This is a genomic window from Pseudomonas sp. B28(2017), from assembly GCF_002113025.1.
Taxonomy (GTDB): Bacteria; Pseudomonadota; Gammaproteobacteria; order Pseudomonadales; family Pseudomonadaceae; genus Aquipseudomonas.
Genome location: NZ_NEJH01000006.1, coordinates 176,348 through 195,577, shown reverse-complemented (window position 1 = coordinate 195,577; position 19,230 = coordinate 176,348). Strand labels below are relative to the sequence as shown.

Annotated in this window: 15 protein-coding genes and 1 tRNA gene; 4 read left to right on the top strand and 12 right to left on the bottom strand. The window is 60.6% G+C overall.

Features of this window, described 5'->3' with window-relative positions; translation table 11 throughout:
• Positions 1 to 61 precede the first annotated feature (61 nt).
• The 3 genes from CAF65_RS17600 (at position 62) to CAF65_RS17590 (ending at position 2,996) form a co-directional block, all read left to right on the top strand.
• Positions 62 to 148, top strand: a tRNA-Leu gene (locus CAF65_RS17600).
• A gap of 272 nt (positions 149 to 420) precedes the next feature.
• Positions 421 to 1,431, top strand: coding sequence for an extracellular solute-binding protein (locus CAF65_RS17595; protein WP_085717423.1), 1,011 nt, complete (start codon positions 421 to 423; stop codon positions 1,429 to 1,431).
• Positions 1,431 to 2,996, top strand: a complete 1,566-nt coding sequence (locus CAF65_RS17590) for an iron ABC transporter permease (protein ID WP_085717422.1) — start codon at positions 1,431 to 1,433, stop codon at positions 2,994 to 2,996. Before CAF65_RS17595 ends, CAF65_RS17590 begins: the two co-directional genes overlap by 1 nt.
• A gap of 96 nt (positions 2,997 to 3,092) precedes the next feature.
• On the opposite strand, the gene CAF65_RS17585 is transcribed toward CAF65_RS17590, so the two are convergent.
• The 12 genes from CAF65_RS17585 to CAF65_RS17530 form a co-directional block, all read right to left on the bottom strand.
• Positions 3,093 to 5,027, bottom strand: a complete 1,935-nt coding sequence (locus CAF65_RS17585) for a methyl-accepting chemotaxis protein (RefSeq protein WP_085717421.1) — start codon at positions 5,025 to 5,027, stop codon at positions 3,093 to 3,095.
• A gap of 149 nt (positions 5,028 to 5,176) precedes the next feature.
• Positions 5,177 to 6,469, bottom strand: coding sequence for an adenylosuccinate synthase (locus CAF65_RS17580; protein ID WP_008016891.1), 1,293 nt, complete (start codon positions 6,467 to 6,469; stop codon positions 5,177 to 5,179).
• Between the two features lie 54 nt (positions 6,470 to 6,523).
• Entirely contained in the window at positions 6,524 to 7,711 is a 1,188-nt protein-coding gene (locus CAF65_RS17575) for an ATP phosphoribosyltransferase regulatory subunit (RefSeq protein WP_007983998.1), read from the bottom strand.
• A gap of 311 nt (positions 7,712 to 8,022) precedes the next feature.
• The gene (gene hflC / locus CAF65_RS17570) at positions 8,023 to 8,892 is read right to left on the bottom strand and encodes a protease modulator HflC (RefSeq protein ID WP_085717420.1); all 870 of its coding nucleotides are present in this window, start codon (positions 8,890 to 8,892) and stop codon (positions 8,023 to 8,025) included.
• Positions 8,892 to 10,061, bottom strand: a complete 1,170-nt coding sequence (gene hflK / locus CAF65_RS17565; protein WP_085717419.1) for an FtsH protease activity modulator HflK — start codon at positions 10,059 to 10,061, stop codon at positions 8,892 to 8,894. Before hflK ends, hflC begins: the two co-directional genes overlap by 1 nt.
• A gap of 96 nt (positions 10,062 to 10,157) precedes the next feature.
• Entirely contained in the window at positions 10,158 to 11,459 is a 1,302-nt protein-coding gene (gene hflX / locus CAF65_RS17560; protein WP_085717418.1) for a ribosome rescue GTPase HflX, read from the bottom strand.
• Positions 11,460 to 11,471: 12 nt separating this feature from the next.
• Complete coding sequence (gene hfq, locus CAF65_RS17555; RefSeq protein ID WP_003221112.1) at positions 11,472 to 11,732, bottom strand: RNA chaperone Hfq; 261 nt, start codon at positions 11,730 to 11,732, stop codon at positions 11,472 to 11,474.
• Positions 11,733 to 11,824: 92 nt separating this feature from the next.
• The gene (gene miaA / locus CAF65_RS17550) at positions 11,825 to 12,796 is read right to left on the bottom strand and encodes a tRNA (adenosine(37)-N6)-dimethylallyltransferase MiaA (RefSeq protein WP_085717417.1); all 972 of its coding nucleotides are present in this window, start codon (positions 12,794 to 12,796) and stop codon (positions 11,825 to 11,827) included.
• The gene (gene mutL / locus CAF65_RS17545) at positions 12,796 to 14,694 is read right to left on the bottom strand and encodes a DNA mismatch repair endonuclease MutL (RefSeq protein WP_178076714.1); all 1,899 of its coding nucleotides are present in this window, start codon (positions 14,692 to 14,694) and stop codon (positions 12,796 to 12,798) included. The genes miaA and mutL overlap by 1 nt, the downstream gene beginning before the upstream one ends.
• A gap of 8 nt (positions 14,695 to 14,702) precedes the next feature.
• Positions 14,703 to 16,133 (bottom strand): N-acetylmuramoyl-L-alanine amidase, encoded by a 1,431-nt coding sequence (locus tag CAF65_RS17540; RefSeq protein ID WP_085717415.1) that lies wholly within the window; start codon positions 16,131 to 16,133, stop codon positions 14,703 to 14,705.
• Positions 16,134 to 16,604 carry a tRNA (adenosine(37)-N6)-threonylcarbamoyltransferase complex ATPase subunit type 1 TsaE gene (gene tsaE, locus CAF65_RS17535; RefSeq protein ID WP_085717414.1) on the bottom strand — a complete coding sequence of 157 codons (471 nt, stop codon included), beginning with the start codon at positions 16,602 to 16,604 and terminating at the stop codon, positions 16,134 to 16,136.
• On the bottom strand, positions 16,592 to 18,091 hold the full coding sequence (locus CAF65_RS17530) for an NAD(P)H-hydrate dehydratase (protein ID WP_085717413.1): 1,500 nt from the start codon (positions 18,089 to 18,091) through the stop codon (positions 16,592 to 16,594). The genes tsaE and CAF65_RS17530 overlap by 13 nt, the downstream gene beginning before the upstream one ends.
• A gap of 63 nt (positions 18,092 to 18,154) precedes the next feature.
• Between CAF65_RS17530 and queG the strand changes: the two genes are divergently transcribed.
• Positions 18,155 to 19,225 carry a tRNA epoxyqueuosine(34) reductase QueG gene (gene queG, locus CAF65_RS17525; protein ID WP_085717412.1) on the top strand — a complete coding sequence of 357 codons (1,071 nt, stop codon included), beginning with the start codon at positions 18,155 to 18,157 and terminating at the stop codon, positions 19,223 to 19,225.
• Positions 19,226 to 19,230: the final 5 nt, after the last annotated feature.

Genomic DNA, 19,230 nt, shown 5'->3' with positions numbered 1-19,230 from the left:
ACAGATCAAAACGCTCTCCGTATAGTGCGCCACATCAACAGCGGCAACGCTGAAGATGAATGCCCAGATGGTGAAATTGGTAGACACGCCAGCTTCAGGTGCTGGTGGCCTTACGGCCGTGGAAGTTCGAGTCTTCTTCTGGGCACCAATTCAAATTCAAGGTTACGGCCTTGAATTTCACAAAAACCCGCGAAAGCGGGTTTTTGCGTTTCTGGCTTCGGCTTATCTGTAGGAGCGAGCATGCTCGCGATAGTCGTCAACGATAACGCTGGCTGTCTGACGCCCCGCGATGACCCTGCCTCCATCGCGAGCATGCTCGCTCCTACGGAAAACAGAGCGATCACGCAAGGCGCATTTGAGAACAAATATCGTTTATCATTGTTGCAAGTTTTTGCAATGCGACAGTGAGGAACCCTGCGAATGATGTTTCGAAATACCCTGCGCCGAAGCCTGACCATTACCCTGCTCGGCCTGGCAGTCGCCACGCCCCTCACCCAAGCCGCCGACCCGGTTTCCCTGACTCTCTACAACGGCCAACACAAGGAAGTCGGCGACGCGGTCGCCAAAGCCTTCGAAGCCAAGACCGGCATCCACGTCAATGTGCGCAAAGGCAGCAGCAATCAGCTCGCCAGTCAGATAGTCGAAGAGGGCGATCGCTCTCCCGCCGACGTCATCTACACCGAAGAATCGCCGCCACTGAACAAACTCGGCGAACAAGGCCTGCTGGCCAAGGCGGATGACGCCACGCTGGCCGTTCTGCCCAAGGAATACGTGGCCGGTAACGGCACCTGGATTGGCGTGACTGCCCGGGTGCGCGTCGTCGCCTTCAACCCCAGGCTGATCGATGAAAAGGACTTGCCCACCTCGGTGATGGAGTTCTCCAACCCCAAATGGCAAGGCAAAGTCGGCTTCGTGCCTACCAGTGGCGCCTTCCAGGAACAGGCCGTTGCGATTATCAAGGTGCACGGCATGGACGCCGCCGAAGAATGGCTGACCGGACTGCGCGCATTCGGCAAGACCTACAGCAACAACATGGTTGCACTGAAATCCGTGGAAAATGGCGAAGTGGCCACCGTGCTGGTCAACAACTACTACTGGTTCGCCCTGCAGCGTGAAAAAGGCCAACTCGATTCGAAACTGCATTACTTCAGCGGCGGCGATGTCGGCGGGCTCATCACCGTTTCCAGTGCTGCAGCCCTCAAATCCAGCAAACACCCCAAAGAAGCACAGCAATTGCTCGCCTACATGGCCAGCGAGGAAGGCCAGCGCGTGATCACCCAGACCACCGCCGAATACCCTCTACACAAAGGCATGGAATCTGATCGCGGGCTCAAGCCATTCAGCGAACTGCAAGCGCCGAACGTGACACCAGCCGACCTCGGCAATGCCGAAGAAGCCCTGGACCTGGAACGTGACGTTGGCTTGAACTGATGGGCGCATCGCTATCTGTCACCAGCCTGCGCAGCAACAACGCGCCCCGCCGCAAGCGCCCTCCCATCGGGTTGGTGTTGCCGGTATTGCTGCTGGTCGTACTCAGCTTCCTGCCGCTGGCCTATGTCGGACTCAAGGCCTGGCAAGCAGGCTGGGCCGAAGCCTTGCATCTGCTATGGCGGCCCTACGTTTTCGGCCTGTTGCGCAACACCCTTGCATTGATGCTGGGCGTCACCCTCGCCTGCGGCGCGATCGGCCTGTCACTGGCGTGGTTGCTCGAACGCAGCAATCTTGCGGGACGCAGGCTTTGGGGCGTGATCCTGTGCCTGCCGTTTGCCGTACCAGCCTTTGTCAGCAGCTTCACCTGGGTTTCACTGAGCGCCCATTTTGAAGGACTCGGCGGGGCGATCCTGGTGATGAGCCTGTCCAAGTACCCGCTGATTTTTCTGCCTGTGGCGGCCACCCTGCGCAACCTTGATCCTTCCCTTGAAGAATCAGCCCGCACCCTGGGCCAGAATCGCTGGGGTGTGTTTTTCCGCATCACCCTGCCCCTGCTCTGGCCATCGCTGCTGGCGGGTTCGTTACTGATTGCGCTGCACATGCTGGTGGAATTCGGCGCCTTGTCGATCATCGGCCTGCAAACCTTTACCACAGCGATCTATCAACAGTTCGAGCTGGAGTTCAGCAATGCCAACGCGGCGATGCTCTCCGCCGTACTGCTGATGTTGTGCCTGGCGCTGCTGTGGCTGGAGCTGCGCGTGCGCGGCAATGGTCGACACGTGCGCACCGGCCAGGGTGCGGCGCGACACGCGGAACAGGTTCAACTGGGGCCGTGGGCAGTGGCGGGACAGCTTTATTGCCTGCTGCTGGCAATCATTGGCAGCGGGATTCCGCTGGGCATGCTGGCTTACTGGTTGGCGGTGGGATCATCGGCAGCCTTTCCCATGGCGGCGATCGGCGAAGCATTGCTGTCATCCCTCGCACTGTCGCTGGGTGGCGCCGGGTTTTGCCTGGTGCTGGCGGTGCCGGTCGGCCTGCTGGTCGTACGCTACAAAGGCCGACTGGCGATCTGGGCCGAGCGCTTGCCGTATCTGTTGCACGCACTGCCGGGGCTGGTCATTGCCCTGACCCTGGTGTATTTCGCCCTGCACTACGTGCCGATGCTTTACCAGACTTCGGCATTGCTGCTGATCGCCTACGCCCTGCTGTTTCTGCCGCTGGCCCAGGCGCCGATCCGCACCGCCCTGAACAAGGCGGCGCCGCAACTTGAGGAGGCAGCCCGCACACTCGGAGCCTCGTCATTCAGTGCTTTCTGTCGAGTGACACTGCCGATTATCTTTCCGGCGCTGGGCGCGGCCTTTGCGCTGGTATTCCTGGATGCAATGAAGGAACTGACGGCGACACTGTTGTTGAGTCCCACCGGGCTGAACACCCTGGCAACGGAGGTATGGGCACATACCGCGAATGTGGAATTTGCGGCGGCGGCGCCTTATGCGGCGCTGTTGATTCTGGTGTCGGGGTTGCCGGTTTATCTACTGACGACCCGGATGTACCTGAGTCGCTGAGACCGCTTTCGCGAGCAGGCTCGCTCCCACAGGAAAACGCATTCCATTGTGGGAGCGAGCCTGCTCGCGATGACGTCAGACCATTCAACACAAACCCTAAGCCCTGAACTGCCCCAGGCTCGCCTTCAACTGCGCTGCCAGGCCATCGAGAACTTTGCCGCTCGCCGTGGTCTCCACCACAGCCTGCGCCGCCTTCTCGGCCTGGGCGTGAATGGTCTGGACCCGCCCTCGCACGGCCTGCGCGCCCTGCGCCTGATGCGCCGCAGCCTGGGTAGCCAAACCGATCGCCGCATGGACCTGCTCGACGGATGCCTGCACCGACTGCTGCAACCGGGCACTGTCGCGCAGTACCAGCAAACCTTCACTGGCCTGGCGCCCGGCCTGACCAATCGCCGCCACCGCCTCACGCGCACCTTGCTGCAACGCAACGATGTGCGCCTGAATATCGCCGGTGGAGCTCTGCGTCTTGCTCGCCAGCGCCCGTACCTCATCCGCCACCACCGCAAACCCGCGCCCGGTCTCACCGGCACGTGCCGCTTCAATAGCCGCGTTCAGCGCCAGCAGGTTGGTCTGCTCGGCGATGCCGTGAATCACCGTCAACACCACTTCAATCTGCTCACTTTGTTGTGCCAGGCGCTCAATCACTTGCGCACCGGTGTTGACCTGCCCCGCCAGCTCTTCGATCAGGCTGCCGACTTTCGCCGAGGTCCGGGTGTTTTCATCGGTAGCCTGACGTATGTCCACGACCTGCTTCAGCGCCGCCTGCATGGCGTGGCTTTCCGACTGCGCTTCATCAGCCATCTGCGACAAGGCACGCAAACTCTCCGCCACCTCGTCGCGCTGCATGCCTGCCGCCGCATCCGCACCGGCATTGCGCAAGGTCATGGCGCCAATTTCCACACCGGTACGCTGGGCCACATCGCCCGCCTCGCGCACGATCGGCTGCAACTTATCCACAAAGCGATTGACCGCCGAGGCCATGTCGCCGATCTCATCCTTGCTGTTGATCTGCACACGCTTGGTCAGATCGCCCTCGCCCGCCGCCAGGTCATCCATGGCAACGATCAGCATTTTCAGGCGATTGACCACCCGGCGACCGAGCACCACCGCCAATAACAACAGGACACCGAAACCCACCACCGCCAGACACACACCGATGCGCCAGCGCAAGGTCGCAGCTGCTTCCTGTACGGTGCCGGTGGTGTTGGCTTTCATTTCAGCCGCTGTTGACTGAGCCGACTGCAGACGCGAGCGCATGGCGGCTGCGCTGTCGGCGGCCGCGCCTTTAAGGCTGTCGCCCACCAGTTGATCGCTGCTGGCGATCAAGGCCGAGAAGCGCTTGTCGAGGGCCGCGAGATCAGTCTCCACCGAAGCAGTCGAGACCCCCATCAGGACCTTGCCGATTTCCACGCCATTGGGGTTGATCGAAGCCTCGACGTAGAAGACCGAAGGGTCGCTTTTCGCCGCCTCCAGCACCTTGTCGAGCGCCCGCTCACCCTGGCCTTTTTCCAGCAGAGCCTTGTTGATCGGGTTTTCCCGGTTGAGGTAGCGCGTCAGGTGCTGGCCGGTGGCGTCGTCATACACCACGAACAGCACATTGGGATTGCGCTGGGCCCGACGGGCGAACTCGGACAGTGTCGGAACGTCGTTGTCCCACATGGCACGGGGCGCGACTGAAGCCAGAAGCTGCGCCATATCGCTGGCGGAGTCCTTCAGGTCCTTTTCCAGAGTCGAACGCAATTGCGCCTGCTCTTGCTCAAGACGCGAGGACAAGCCGGCCGTGAGGCGTTGACGAGTGCTGGTAGAAAGGCTGTCCAGACTGGACGTGACTTCGCGCCCTGCCTGCTCGAGCTCAGCGGAGAGCTTTTGACTGTCCGCGCCCAGGCGCATGCCGAGATCGGCTTCCAGTGCAGTCACCGTGCTCCTGGTCAGAGCAACAGCCACCAGCACCTGCACCAAAAGGGCGATACCAAGGGTAACGAACACGGGCCGCAACAAACGGCTTTGTAACAATGAGAGAACGGCCGACATCTGAAATCCCTCTGCTTTGGCGCCATTAAATTGATAGCACGCCGGAAGCAATGCTTTTTTAATGTTCACAGCAAAGGTCATGCCGTTCGACAGGCATAAACGACAAAGGGCCCGATTATGGGCCCTTTGTGTTTCACATCAATGACTTATCAAGCGAACGGATGACGCAGAACGATGGTTTCGTTGCGGTCAGGACCTGTCGAAATAATGTCGATCGGCGCGCCGACCAACTCTTCGACGCGCTTGATGTAGTTACGCGCAGCCTGCGGCAGCTCTTCCAGAGTCTTGGCGCCGAGGGTGGATTCTTTCCAGCCCGGCATCTCTTCGTACACTGGCTCCAGGCCGATGTAGCTGTCGGCATCGGTCGGTGCGTCGATTACTGCACCGTCAGCGTTCTTGTAGCCGACGCAGATGTTGATGGTTTCCAGGCCGTCCAGAACGTCGAGCTTGGTCAGGCACAGGCCCGAGATGCTGTTGACGTCGATGGCGCGGCGCAGGATGACGGCATCGAACCAGCCGCAACGACGGGCACGGCCGGTGGTCGCACCGAACTCGTGGCCACGCTTGGCCAGGAATGCACCCACATCGTCGAACAGCTCAGTCGGGAACGGACCCGAGCCAACACGGGTGGTGTAGGCCTTGGTGATGCCGAGGATGTAATCCAGGAACATCGGACCCACGCCCGAACCGGTAGCGATACCGCCAGCGGTGGTGTTGGAGCTTGTGACGTACGGGTAGGTACCGTGGTCGATGTCCAGCAGGGAGCCCTGGGCGCCTTCGAACATGATGTCTTTGCCGGCGCGGCGCAGGTTGTGCAGCTCGGCAGTGACGTCCAGCATCATCGGCTTGAGCAGCTCGGCGTATTCCATGCACTCGTCCAGAGTCTTCTGGAAGTCGATGGCTGGCTCTTTGTAGTAATTGACCAGTACGAAGTTGTGGTAATCCAGCAACTCGCCCAGCTTGGCGGCGAAACGCTCGCGGTGGAACAGGTCACCGATGCGCAGGCCGCGACGTGCAACCTTGTCTTCGTACGCCGGGCCGATGCCGCGACCGGTGGTGCCGATCTTCAGCTCGCCACGGGCCTTTTCACGGGCCTGATCCAGCGCTACGTGGTAGGACAGGATCAGCGGGCAGGAAGGGCTGATACGCAGGCGCTCGCGCACCGGTACGCCTTTCTCTTCCAGCTTGACGATTTCACGCATCAGGGCGTCAGGTGCAACCACCACGCCATTGCCGATCAGGCACTGAACGCCTTCGCGCAGCACGCCCGACGGAATCAGGTGCAAGACGGTCTTTTCACCGTCGATCACCAGGGTGTGTCCAGCGTTGTGGCCACCTTGGTAGCGCACTACGGCGGCAGCATGTTCGGTCAGCAGATCAACGATCTTGCCTTTGCCCTCATCACCCCATTGGGTGCCCAGGACTACGACATTCTTACCCATAACACTTGTCCTCATTCGCGCAAACTTGGTGCCGGCGGCAGCCGGCAGGAAAACTCAAGAAGCCAGTGGCGATACTTGCCAAAGCCCGTTCTGCTGAATCAATTGCCGGTCGCAGTCCGCTTCACGGGCGGCGGCCAAAGGTTGTCCAGGCAAGGCCTGAACGACACGCTGACCCTCACTGCGCAACTGGCAAACCTGCTGCCAGAGTGCTGCATCCGTACTGTCAGGCATCCAGATACCGCCAGACGGTAGCTCGATCTCAGCACGCCCCAGGGTCACCAGGGTTTTCAAATCGGTGGAAAAGCCGGTTGCTGGACGGGCGCGACCGAAGTCGGCACCGATGTCGTCGTAACGACCGCCCTGGGCAATGGACTGGCCAACACCCGGTACGAACACGGCGAACACCACACCGGTGTGGTAGTGATAACCGCGCAGTTCGCCCAGGTCGAAATACAGCGGCAGCTCAGGAAAACGCACGGACAGCCGCTCGGCGATCGCCAGCAAGTCGTCCAGCGCTGCCGTCACCTGCGCCGGCGCCTTGGCCAGACGCTCACGGGCCGCAGCCAGCACTTCACGGCCGCCACACAGGTCGACCAACGCGCGCAACATGCCCGACAGATCGGCAGGCAAGCCCTCGGTCAAGGTAATGACCTCATCGATGGCCTTGCGTTGCAATGCGTCGAACAACTGTTGTTCGACTTCACCGGACAAACCGGCGGCGCGGGCCAGGCCGCGATAGATGCCGACATGGCCGAGGTCCATGTGCACATCCGGCACATCGGCCAGTTGCAGCATGGCCAGCATCAGACTGATGACCTCGACATCGCTGCTCGGGCTACCATCGCCATATAGCTCGGCACCCAGTTGAATCGGGCTGCGCGAGGACGACAAGGCACGAGGTTGAGCATGCAGCACGCTACCGGCATAGCAAAGACGGCTCGGACCTTCGCGGCGCAGGGTGTGCGCATCGATGCGCGCCACTTGCGGCGTGATGTCGGCACGGAAACCCATCTGCCGACCCGACTGCGGGTCGATGACCTTGAAGGTCCGCAGGTCCAGGTCCTGGCCCGCGCCAGTCAGCAGGGATTCCAGGTACTCGATATGGGGAGTCACGACAAACTCGTAACCCCAGCTCTGGAACAGATCCAACACCTGACGACGCGCGACTTCAATACGCGCCGCTTCCGGTGGCAGTACTTCTTCGATGCCATCTGGCAGAAGCCAGCGGTCTACCGTTGCCATTACGCCTTCCCCTATATCCGGGCGACCAGCCTGTCGGCGAGCCTTGAGTGAAGCAGAAAATGATCGGCTTATGCACAAATCCACGCGCATGAGCGACGGAGCGAAAAGCCCTTCTACCGGCTTCGCCAATCACTTTCCTCGAAAAACTGTCGAGCCAATCGGCCCGGCGTCCGCTTAAAAACAGCAATCAAACATGCAGACGCAAAAAAGCCGGGAATTTCCCGGCTGCCGCATCATACACACGTTTTCCCAAAGGATCACCCCGCCAGAGGTTTTAGCCGCCCGGCGGGAGGATCCAGGTCAACGCCGTATCATGGCTTGGCTTTTTCCAGGTAGTGGAAGAAGTCGCTGCTTGGGTCGAGGACCATGACGTCGGATTTGTTCGCAAAGCTTTCACGGTAGGCGCGCAGGCTACGGTAGAACGCGTAGAACTCCTGATCCTGGCCGTAGGCCTTGGAATAGATCGCAGCAGCCTGGGCATCGCCGTCACCGCGAACCTCTTCGGATTCACGATAGGCTTCAGCCAGCAACACGCGGCGTTGACGATCAGCGTCGGCACGGATGCCTTCGGCCAGTTCGTTACCCTTGGCGCGGTGCTCGCGGGCTTCACGCTCACGCTCGGTGCTCATACGCTCGAACACGCTGCGGTTCACTTCTTTCGGCAGGTCGATGGCCTTGACCCGAACATCGACAACTTCGATGCCCAGTTCTTTTTCAGCCATCTTGTTCAACGAAGCAGTAATGTCCGCCATCAGCGCATCACGCTCACCAGAGACCACTTCGTGCAACGTGCGCTTACCGAACTGGTCACGCAGGCCCGACTCCAGACGACGGGACAGGCGCTCGTCGGCGATCTGCTTGAGGCCGGAAGTCGCGGTGTAGTAACGCTCTGCGTCCTTCACGCGCCACTTGGCGAAGGCATCGACCATCACGGCTTTCTTTTCCAGCGTCAGGAAGCGTTGTGTCGGTGCATCCAGCGTCATCAGACGTGCGTCGAATTTGCGCACCTGGTTGACGTAAGGCACTTTCACGTGCAGGCCTGGCTGAACATCGGTCTGGACCACGCGACCGAACTGCAGCAACACCGCACGCTCGGTCTGAGCCACGATGTAGAAGCAGTTCCAGGCAGCGATCGCCACGACGACGCCGACAATAAGGGCGATCAGCGATTTATTGCTCATCAGCGACTCTCCCTGGTACGTGCTTGCTGCTGCGGATCTGCTGCCGCACGCGTATTCGCTTCATTGCTGACGGCTGCCGCACTGCTCATCGGAGTGCTGGTGCTGCGACCACTTTCGACCATCTTGTCCAGCGGCAGGTACAACAGGTTGTTCTGGCCATTCTTGTTGCCGGTCACGAGAACCTTGCTGGTGCTGCTGAAGACTTCCTGCATGGTATCCAGGTACAGACGCTGGCGAGTGACTTCAGGAGCCTTGCGGTACTCGGCGACCAGTTTGGTGAAGCGATCGGCCTCACCCTTGGCGCGCGAGACGGTTTCGTCACGATAACCGTTGGCATCCTCAAGGATGCGCTGGGCCTGACCACGAGCTTCCGGCACGACGCCGTTGGCATAGGTTTCGGCCTGGTTGCGCGAACGCTGCTCGTCTTCCCGGGCACGGATCACGTCATCGAAGGCTTCCTGGACTTCGCGCGGTGCCGCTGCGCTCTGAACGTTGACCTGGGTAACGGTGATACCGGTGCGGTAGGTGTCCATGAAGCGTTGCAGACGCTCCTTGATTTCGCTGGCCATCAATTCACGACCTTCAGTCAGTACCTGGTCCATCGCGGTGGAACCCACCACATGGCGCAAGGCGCTGTCGGTCGCGTGCTGCAGGCTGATTTCCGGCTGATCGACGCTCAGCACGAAGTCCTGCAGGTTGCTGATCCTGTACTGCACGGTCAGTGGCACTTCGACGATGTTCTCGTCTTCAGTCAGCATCTGGCCCTGCTTGGTGTAGGCACGCTCACGCGTGACGTTTTCCATGTACTTCCTGTCGATCGGCGGGAAGTAGATGTTCAGGCCAGGACCCACGGTTTCGTAGTACTTGCCGAAGCGCAGCACCACGGCTTGCTCCTGCTCGTCAACGACATAAACCGCGCTGTACAGCCAAACGGCGGCCAGCACGACCAGGCCGATGCCGAGCAGGCCGCCAAAGCCGCCACTCTTGCCCGGACCACCGCCGTCGTCACCACGTTTCTTACCACCACCGAACAAACCGTTCAGGCTTTCCTGCAGCTTTCGGAAGGCCTCGTCGAGATCTGGTGGTCCCTTGCGGTCGCCGTTGTTACGACGCTTGCCACCCCAAGGATCCTGATTATTCGAGTTGCCACCCGGCTCATTCCAAGCCATAGCGCTCTCCATCTGATAAAGCAAAGACGCACCCACGGCGCGCCGACCAATGCTACAGAATGCCTGTCACCGCGACACAACCGCTTTCTCAGGCTTTTATTGCAAAGTGTGTTGCTCGATGAATTCCATCGGCTGCAAACCTTCGCGGCTCACCAGCCGATTCAATTCGGCCCGTGGCAAACGAACGGCCAGTAAACTGATGCCTTCGTCATCGTGTTCTTCTTTCTGTACCGCACCGAGTTCGAAAAACTGCGCACGCAGTCGAGCAAATCGGTTCGGCAATCGCAAGGTGCCAACAAACAATTCATCGCCAAGCAACTCGGCCATGGCCTGCTTGAGCAGGTCCAGCCCTGTACCGTCTTTCGCCGAAAGCCAGACCCGCTGCGGCTTGCCATCGGCATCACGCTGGATCTGCGGCTCCACGCCTTCGAGCAAATCGAGTTTGTTATAGACCTCCAGGATCGGCAAGTCTTGCGCCCCGATCTCTCCGAGCACCACCATGACCTGTTCAATCTGGGCCATGCGCTCGGGTTCATGGGAGTCGATCACATGCAGCAGCAGGTCGGAGTTGCTCGACTCTTCGAGCGTAGCCCGAAATGCTTCAACCAGTTTGTGCGGCAAGTGGCGAATGAAGCCCACGGTGTCTGCCAGCACGATCGGGCCAAGGTCCTCGAGTTCGAGTCGGCGCAGCGTCGGGTCGAGGGTGGCGAAGAGCTGGTCAGCGGCGAAAACGTCGGAATCAGTCACCGAGTTGAACAGCGTCGATTTGCCGGCGTTGGTATAACCCACCAGCGAAACCGTCGGAATGTCAGCCCGTTTGCGGCCACGGCGCGATTGCTCGCGTTGACTGCGGACCTTTTCCAGGCGCCCCTTGATCTGCCGCAGGCGAATCCGCAACAGGCGCCGGTCGGTTTCCAGCTGGGTTTCACCGGGACCGCGCAGGCCGATACCGCCTTTCTGCCGTTCAAGGTGAGTCCAGCCGCGAACCAGCCGCGTACTCATGTGCTCAAGCTGAGCCAGTTCGACCTGGAGCTTGCCTTCATGGGTACGGGCGCGCTGGGCGAAAATATCGAGAATCAGACCTGTGCGGTCGATCACGCGACACTCGAAAACACGTTCGAGGTTACGTTCCTGACTGGGCGTGAGAATGTGATTGAAAATCACCAGTTCTACCTGCTCGGCTTTGACCAGGTCGCGCAACTCCTCGACCTTGCCGCTGCCAATCAGGTATTTGGCAGTTGGCCGATTACGCGGCACGTTGAAAAACGCGACGGTCTCGGCGCCAGCCGACATTGCCAACTCCTGAAACTCCTGCGGATCTTCGCGCGCCTCAGGGTCCTGACCATCCAAGTGAACGAGAATGGCTCGCTCACCACCACCGTGGCGCTCAAAGAACAAAGGAGACTCCTATCAGGCGTTACCTGGCTCAGCGTCACCTGCGTCGGATTCGGTTGCGCTAGGCAGACGAATTGGACGAACCGGCACCACTGTAGAGATCGCGTGTTTGTAGACCATCTGGCTGACGGTGTTTTTCAGCAGGATAACGAACTGGTCGAAGGACTCGATCGTGCCTTGCAGTTTGATACCGTTGACCAGGTAGATGGACACCCCAACTTTCTCTTTACGTAAAGTATTCAAGTAAGGGTCTTGTAGCGAATGCCCTTTTGACATGTGCCGCACTCCTTTAAGGATTCAATATAAAAATAGGTAAACAGATGGCTTTGGCCGTCACACCCCCAAGGATAGACGGCAATTGCAAGGACTCAGCTCAATATGGAGATGGCCCCAAGGTATTTCAAGGCGCGCGGCAGATTGTCGCAATCCAGACTATCCAGCCAATGCAGATCAGTCCAGCTGCGCAGCCAGGTGAACTGGCGTTTCGCCAATTGGCGCGTGGCAATGATTCCACGCTCCTGCATCTCGGCTGACGTCAGCTTGCCATCCAGGTAGTCCCAGACTTGGCGGTAGCCTACTGCACGTATAGACGGCAACCCGGTATGCAGGTCACTTCTCTTACGCAGGGCTACGACCTCGTCAATGAATCCCTGTTCCAACATTAAAGTGAATCTTTGTTTAATTCGCTCGTGCAGTACCTGGCGATTTGCCGGAGCAATGGCCAAGTTCGCAACAGTATAGGGCAATTGTTGCTGTCCCGAAGCGGCTGCTTCGGTACTTTGCACAGATTGTCGCAAACGCAGGGCAGTCATGCTTTGACCGCTGACACGATAAACTTCCAGTGCTCGACTCAACCGCTGGGGATCGTTCGGATGTATTCGAGCCGCAGACTCCGGATCAATCACCGCCAATTGTTCGTGCAAGGCTTGCCAGCCAAGGCGTGCAGCCTCTTCTTCAATTTGCGCACGAACGTCGGAATCGGCGGCCGGCATATCCGCCAGGCCTTCAACCAAAGCCTTGTAATAGAGCATGGTGCCGCCCACCAGCAACGGAATTTTTCCACGCGAGGTGATATCGGCCATGGCTTCCAGTGCGTCACGACGGAAATCCGCCGCCGAATAGCTCTCGGCCGGGTCGAGAATATCGATCAGACGATGCGGATATTGCGCCAACAGTTCCTTGGAAGGCTTGGCGGTGCCAATGTCCATGCCACGGTAGACCAGCGCCGAGTCGACGCTGATCAACTCGCAGGGCAGGACTTTGGTGAGTTCGATGGCCAGGTCGGTCTTGCCGGCGGCGGTCGGCCCCATCAGGAAAATCGCAGGTGGGAACTGGTTCATCAACGACCGCGCAAGAACAGTTTGTCCAGATCGTCCAGGCCCATCTGGGTCCAGGTCGGTCGGCCATGGTTGCATTGACCGCTGCGCTCGGTGTTTTCCATGTCACGCAGCAGACCGTTCATTTCCGGCAGGGCCAAACGCCGATTCGCCCGGACCGCACCGTGGCAAGCCATGGTCCCGAGCAATTCGTTCAGGTGTGCCTGAATGCGGTCGCTGGTGCCGAACTCCATCAAGTCGGCCAGGACGTCGGCGACCAGCCGGTTGGCTTCGGCCTGCTTTAGCAGTGCCGGAATCTGCCGGATCGCCAGGGTTTCGGGGCCCAGGCGCTGCAATTCAAAGCCAAGGCGCTGGAACCAGGCGACGTGCTCCTCGGCGCAATCGGCTTCACGCTGGCTGACAGCCAGGGACTCCGGCACCAGCAACGGCTGGCCACTCAGGCCCTCGCTGGCCATCGCCACCTTCAAACGTTCATACATGATCCGCTCGTGGGCGGCGTGCATATCCACCAGCACCAGGCCTTGAGCGTTTTCCGCAAGAATGTAGATGCCCTTGAGTTGTGCCAGCGCATAACCCAGCGGCGGGATGTCGTCTTGCCCGGCCGGTAGCGCGATGGCATTGGCCTCGGGCAGCGGCGCAAAAAACTCGCGATAGGCGGCCTGCGCCTCGGCGACAGGCACACCGGACTGCGGACGCGGCGTGTATTGATACTGATAACCCGCGCCAGAACCCGAACCCGCCGGCGTATTGAACGACGGCCGGGCCTGAGGCTGCTCCAGCAGCGCATTGGCGGCCAGGCGCATTTCGCCCTGAGGTCCGAATTCACCGGCTTCAAGGCCGGTAGGCCGGACAATGGCCGTGGCAACCGGCGTCGCCAGATGATCGTCGGGCCGCACATCGCCCAAGGCGCGGTGCAAGGTGCCATAGAGGAAATCGTGGACCATGCGTCCTTCACGGAAGCGCACTTCATGCTTGGTCGGGTGTACGTTGACGTCGACGCCAGTCGGATCGACTTCGAAAAACAGTACAAAGGTCGGGTGCCGACCGTTGAACAGCACGTCGCGATAGGCCTGGCGCACGGCGTGGGCCACCAGTTTGTCGCGTACGGCACGGCCATTGACGAAGAAATACTGCAAATCGGCCTGGCTGCGGTTGAAGGTCGGCAATCCGACCCAGCCCCATAGGCGCAGGCCGTTGCGCTCGATTTCGATCGGCAATGCCTGCTCCAGGAAGCCCGGCCCGCAGATCGCCGCAACGCGTCGGGCACGGGCCGCATCGTCATGGGCCTCGTGCAGGCTGAGGATGGTCTTGCCATTATGGCGCAGATGGAACGCCACATCGAAGCGCGCCAGGGCCAGGCGCCTGATCACTTCCTGCAGGTGATCGAATTCGGTCTTTTCGCTTTTGAGAAACTTGCGCCGCGCCGGCGTATTGAAGAACAGGTCGCGCACTTCAACCGACGTGCCCACCGGGTGGGCCGCTGGCTGCACGCGGGGCGCCATGTCACGCCCCTCGGTCTCGACCTGCCACGCCTGATCGGCGTCACGGGTACGGGAGGTCAGGGTCAGGCGCGCGACGGAGCTGATCGATGCCAGGGCCTCACCACGAAACCCCAGGCTCATGACCTGTTCGAGGTCTTCCAGATTACGGATCTTGCTGGTGGCGTGACGGGCCAGGGCCAGCGGCAGGTCATCGGCGGAAATGCCGCTGCCATCGTCACGTACCCGCAGCAGCTTGACGCCGCCCTGCTCCACATCGACATCGATACGCCTGGCGCCGGAGTCGAGGCTGTTTTCCAGCAGCTCCTTGATCACCGAAGCCGGGCGTTCGACCACCTCACCCGCCGCTATCTGGTTCGCCAGTCGCGGGCTGAGCAGCTCGATTCGAGCGCCACTGCTCACGACCTGATTCATTCTTTGGCCGCCAATTCAGTGCCCGGAATAGTCAGGTGCTGACCGATCTTGAGCTCATCGCTCGACAGGTTGTTGGCGCTGCGCAGGGTCGCGGGTGACACCTGATAGCGCACGGCGATCATCGCCAGGGTCTCGCCCGGGTTGACACGGTGGTCACGTGGGCCTTGTACGATCTTGCCGGAGTCGCGCAGCCAGGCAATGTAGGTGCCCGGTGGCGGGTTCTGCTGGAAGAACTGGCGCACGCCGCTGCTGATCGAACGTGCCAGCGCCTGCTGGTGATTCGACGCGGCAAGTTTCGAGGCTTCGTTGGCGTTGGAGATAAATCCGGTTTCCACCAGGATCGACGGAATATCCGGCGACTTCAGCACCATGAACCCGGCCTGTTCGACCCGCTGTTTGTGCAGAGGCGTCACCCGGCCAATGTTGCTCAGCACCTTCTGGCCAACGTTCAGGCTGGACGTCAGGGATGCCGTCATCGACAGGTCAAGCAGCACGCCAGCGAGCATGCGGTCCTTGTCATCGAGGCTGACGTTGCCGGCACCACCGATCAGGTCGGAACGGTTTTCGCTGTCGGCCAGCCAGCGGGCCGTCTCCGAAGTGGCACCGCGATCAGACAAGGCAAATACCGAGGCACCGAAAGCGGCGGCAGAAGGCGCGGCATCGGCGTGGATCGAGACGAACAGGTCCGCGCCTTTCTTGCGGGCAATTTCGGTACGGCCGCGCAACGGAATGAAATAATCGCCGGTACGAGTAAGTTCGGCGCGGAAACCTTTCATGCCGTTGATCTGGCGTTGCAATTCGCGGGCGATCTGCAACACCACGTCTTTTTCGCGTTGGCCGCGAGAACCCGATGCACCCGGGTCTTCGCCACCGTGTCCGGCGTCGATCACCACAATGATGTCGCGCTTGCCGGCCGGGGCCGGCGGCAGCTTGATTGCAGGTTCCGCAGGCGTGACCGGCACGGCGGGCACCGTGGAGACCGATGGCGTTGGTGCTGGAGGAGGTGCGGCATCTGCGGCGTTATCGAACAGATCGACCACCAACCGGTTGCCGTACTGGGCGTTCGGCGCCAGGGAGAAGCTTTTCGGTGTCACGGCCTTTTTCAGGTCGATGACCACCCGCAGGTCGGTCGGCGTGCGTTGAGCCGAGCGCATGGCAGTAATCGGGGTGTTCGAGGTGTTGACGTTGAGTGGCGCACCGAGGGTCGCGCCATTGATGTCGATGACCAGGCGATCCGGTGCTGTCAGGGTAAAGACGCTGTGTTGCACCGGGCCGGTCAGGTCAAACACCAGTCGTGTGTTGTCCGGTGCCCGCCACAGACGAACACTGTTGACCTTCGAATCGGCCACAGCGTCGACGGTTACCGCCAAAAACAACACCCCTACGGCAGCCACCAACGCGCGAAAGCGCATACCTAACCCCATCATCTATTTGGATTCCAATGCCAAAGCGGCACACCAGGCCTCGCCACGCGAGCCCTGGGATAAAATTTTCAGCGAACGCCCGCTGTCTTGCGGGCTAATGGTAATGGTCAGGTCCGGCTTTGGCAAAAAGCCTGCACCTTTGTCGGGCCACTCGATCAGACACAGGGCATCGTCTTCGAAATAGTCACGGATACCGAGGTACTCCAGTTCTTCCGGATCGACCAGACGGTACAAATCGAAATGGAAAGCGCGAATGTCGCCGATTTCGTAGGGTTCGACCAGGGTGAAGGTCGGGCTTTTTACTGCCCCGGTATGCCCCAGACCGCGGATGATGCCTCGGGACAACGTGGTTTTGCCCATCCCCAGGTTGCCCTCGAGGAAGATCAGGCCATGGCCTTGGGTGATTCGGGCAATGCGTGCGCCAAAGTCGCTCATGGCCTGCTCATCGGCCAGGTACAGGGTTACTTCAGACACGGTACTTGCTCCTCCAACAACTGACGAATGGCTGGAATCAGATCACTGGCCGCCAGCCCACGGCCGAATTTACCTTGTTGTTCACCGGCATTGGCGTGTAGCCAGACCGCCAGGCAGGCCGCGTCGTATGGCTCCATGCCCTGGGCCAGCAATGCACCGAGCAAACCGGCCAGTACATCGCCCAAACCGCCAGTGGCCATCGCCGGATGCCCCTGATGACACAGCGCCAGACGTCCGTCGGGATGGGCGATCAGGCTACCGGCACCTTTCAGCACCACCACTGCTGAGTATTTCTTGCTCAACGCCAGCGCTGCGGCCAGGCGATCGGCCTGCACTTCGGCAGTGCTGACCCCCAGCAAGCGCGCCGCTTCGCCCGGATGCGGAGTGATCACGCAATCCTTGGGCAAACGGGCGAAACCACCTGCCAGCAGGTTCAATGCGTCGGCATCCCACACTTGCGGCAATGGCGCGTTAGCGGCGGCCGACAACAATGAACGCCCCCAACCCGCTTGCCCGAGGCCCGGACCGACCACCAGCACCGAGACTTTCTCCAGCAGCCCCATCAACTGATTGGCCGACGAAGTGCCAAGTGCCATGACTTCCGGCACCCGGCTCAACGCTGCTGGCACATGCTCGGGACGGGTTGCCAGAGAAACCATTCCAGCGCCGCTGCGCAATGCGCTTTCGGTGCTGAGCAGGATCGCTCCACCAAGGCCATGATCGCCGCCGATCAACAGCACATGCCCGAAACGCCCCTTGTGAGACGTCGGTGGGCGAGCCGCCGGGCGCGGAAGATTAGCTGCGTTGAGACGTCGGGCGCGAATAGGAACATCACTGTATGTTTCAGCCGTGGCTTGCAGATCGTTGAACACCAACTCGCCGACGTGATCCGCTGCGTCGCCCGTGAACAAACCCGCTTTCAGCCCGATGAAAGTCACCGTGAGATCGGCGCGCACCGCGACACCCAATTTTCGCCCGGTGTCGGCACACAGTCCGGAAGGAATATCGACCGCCGTCACCGACAGGCCACTGGCATTGATCGCCTTAATGGCAGCAGAGTAAGGCTCGCGCACTTCGCCGCTCAGGCCGGTGCCGAGCAAGGCATCGAGGACAACACCACGCAACTCGCTCTGGCCACTCCAGCCCTGTACCGCGACGCCTTCAGCCAGCGCTTCGGCATAGGCCAGCGCTGCATCGCCCTGCAAGCGCTGCGGATCACCGACCGCCAACACGCGCACCTGCCACCCGGCACGCCGTGCCAGCACAGCCACCAGATAACCGTCGCCAGCGTTGTTGCCATGCCCGGTGAGCACGGTCAATTCATTCACCGACGGCCATTGCCGTACCAGCGCCCGCCACGTTGCGCGCGCTGCGCGTTGCATCAATTCGAAGCCAGGCGTACCCGCGGCAATCAGCCGTGCGTCGAGCGCACGCACCTGTGCGGCACCATACAGCGCGTCGGGTAATTCATCTTTAATGTGCGGCATGCGTCTTCAGGCTCCGATGTCTGGCAGAATTATACGCACCTCAGCTCCGGTTTCTCTCGCCTCATGTCCGCCATCACCACAGATCTGCCTGCCCTCGCCCAATCCATCAAGGACTGGGGTCGCGAGCTGGGCTTTCAGCAAATCGGCATCAGCGGCCTCGACCTGGGCGAGCATGAGCAACACCTGGAGCGCTGGCTCGCCGCCGGCTATCACGGAGAAATGGACTACATGGGCGCCCACGGCAGCAAACGCTCGCACCCGGAAGAACTGGTGCCCGGCACTTTGCGGGTGGTTTCGCTGCGCATGGACTATCTGGCGGGCGACACCCACATGGCGAAAATGCTCGCCCAGCCGGAAAAAGCCTACGTCTCGCGTTATGCCCTGGGTCGCGATTACCACAAATTGATCCGTAAACGCGTGCAACAACTGGCGGAAAAGATTCAGGCGGTCATAGGGCCTTTCGGCTATCGCGCTTTCGTCGATAGTGCCCCGGTGCTGGAAAAAGCCATCGCCGAACAGGCTGGGCTGGGCTGGATCGGCAAAAACACTCTGGTCTTGAATCGCAAGGCCGGCAGTTATTTCTTCCTCGCCGAACTGTTCGTTGATTTGCCGCTGCCGGTAGACCCGCCTCACGCCACCGAACACTGCGGACGGTGCAGCGCCTGCCTCGACATCTGTCCGACCAACGCTTTCGTCGGCCCCTATTTGCTGGACGCCCGACGCTGCATTTCCTACCTGACCATCGAACTCAAGGGCGCGATCCCTGAAGACCTGCGGCCGCTGATCGGCAATCGGGTGTTCGGTTGCGACGATTGCCAGATTGTCTGCCCGTGGAACCGCTTCGCCCGCCCGTCCGGGGAAAGCGACTTCAAACCCCGACACAACCTGGATAACGCCGAACTGGCCGAGCTGTTCATGTGGGATGAAGACACATTCCTGAGCAGCACCGAAGGCTCGCCGTTGCGGCGGGCAGGGTATGAGCGCTGGCTGCGCAACCTGGCGGTGGGGCTGGGAAATGCGCCTTCAACGATTCCGGTACTGGAAGCCTTGAAGGCGCGACAGGAGCACCCGTCAGAGCTGGTGCGCGAGCATGTGGAGTGGGCGCTCAGGCAGCATGCCGGGCGAGTCGGTTAGCCAGT

What these genes read in the sequence shown, in the direction of transcription:
- CAF65_RS17595 (WP_085717423.1), top strand. Translation starts at nt 421, where the DNA reads ATGATGTTTCGAAATACCCTGCGCCGAAGCCTGACCATTACCCTGCTC.
- CAF65_RS17590 (WP_085717422.1), top strand. Translation starts at nt 1,431, where the DNA reads ATGGGCGCATCGCTATCTGTCACCAGCCTGCGCAGCAACAACGCGCCC.
- CAF65_RS17585 (WP_085717421.1), bottom strand. Translation starts at nt 5,027, where the DNA reads ATGTCGGCCGTTCTCTCATTGTTACAAAGCCGTTTGTTGCGGCCCGTG.
- CAF65_RS17580 (WP_008016891.1), bottom strand. Translation starts at nt 6,469, where the DNA reads ATGGGTAAGAATGTCGTAGTCCTGGGCACCCAATGGGGTGATGAGGGC.
- CAF65_RS17575 (WP_007983998.1), bottom strand. Translation starts at nt 7,711, where the DNA reads ATGGCAACGGTAGACCGCTGGCTTCTGCCAGATGGCATCGAAGAAGTA.
- hflC (WP_085717420.1), bottom strand. Translation starts at nt 8,892, where the DNA reads ATGAGCAATAAATCGCTGATCGCCCTTATTGTCGGCGTCGTCGTGGCG.
- hflK (WP_085717419.1), bottom strand. Translation starts at nt 10,061, where the DNA reads ATGGCTTGGAATGAGCCGGGTGGCAACTCGAATAATCAGGATCCTTGG.
- hfq (WP_003221112.1), bottom strand. Translation starts at nt 11,732, where the DNA reads ATGTCAAAAGGGCATTCGCTACAAGACCCTTACTTGAATACTTTACGT.
- miaA (WP_085717417.1), bottom strand. Translation starts at nt 12,796, where the DNA reads ATGAACCAGTTCCCACCTGCGATTTTCCTGATGGGGCCGACCGCCGCC.
- CAF65_RS17540 (WP_085717415.1), bottom strand. Translation starts at nt 16,133, where the DNA reads ATGATGGGGTTAGGTATGCGCTTTCGCGCGTTGGTGGCTGCCGTAGGG.
- CAF65_RS17530 (WP_085717413.1), bottom strand. Translation starts at nt 18,091, where the DNA reads ATGCCGCACATTAAAGATGAATTACCCGACGCGCTGTATGGTGCCGCA.
- queG (WP_085717412.1), top strand. Translation starts at nt 18,155, where the DNA reads ATGTCCGCCATCACCACAGATCTGCCTGCCCTCGCCCAATCCATCAAG.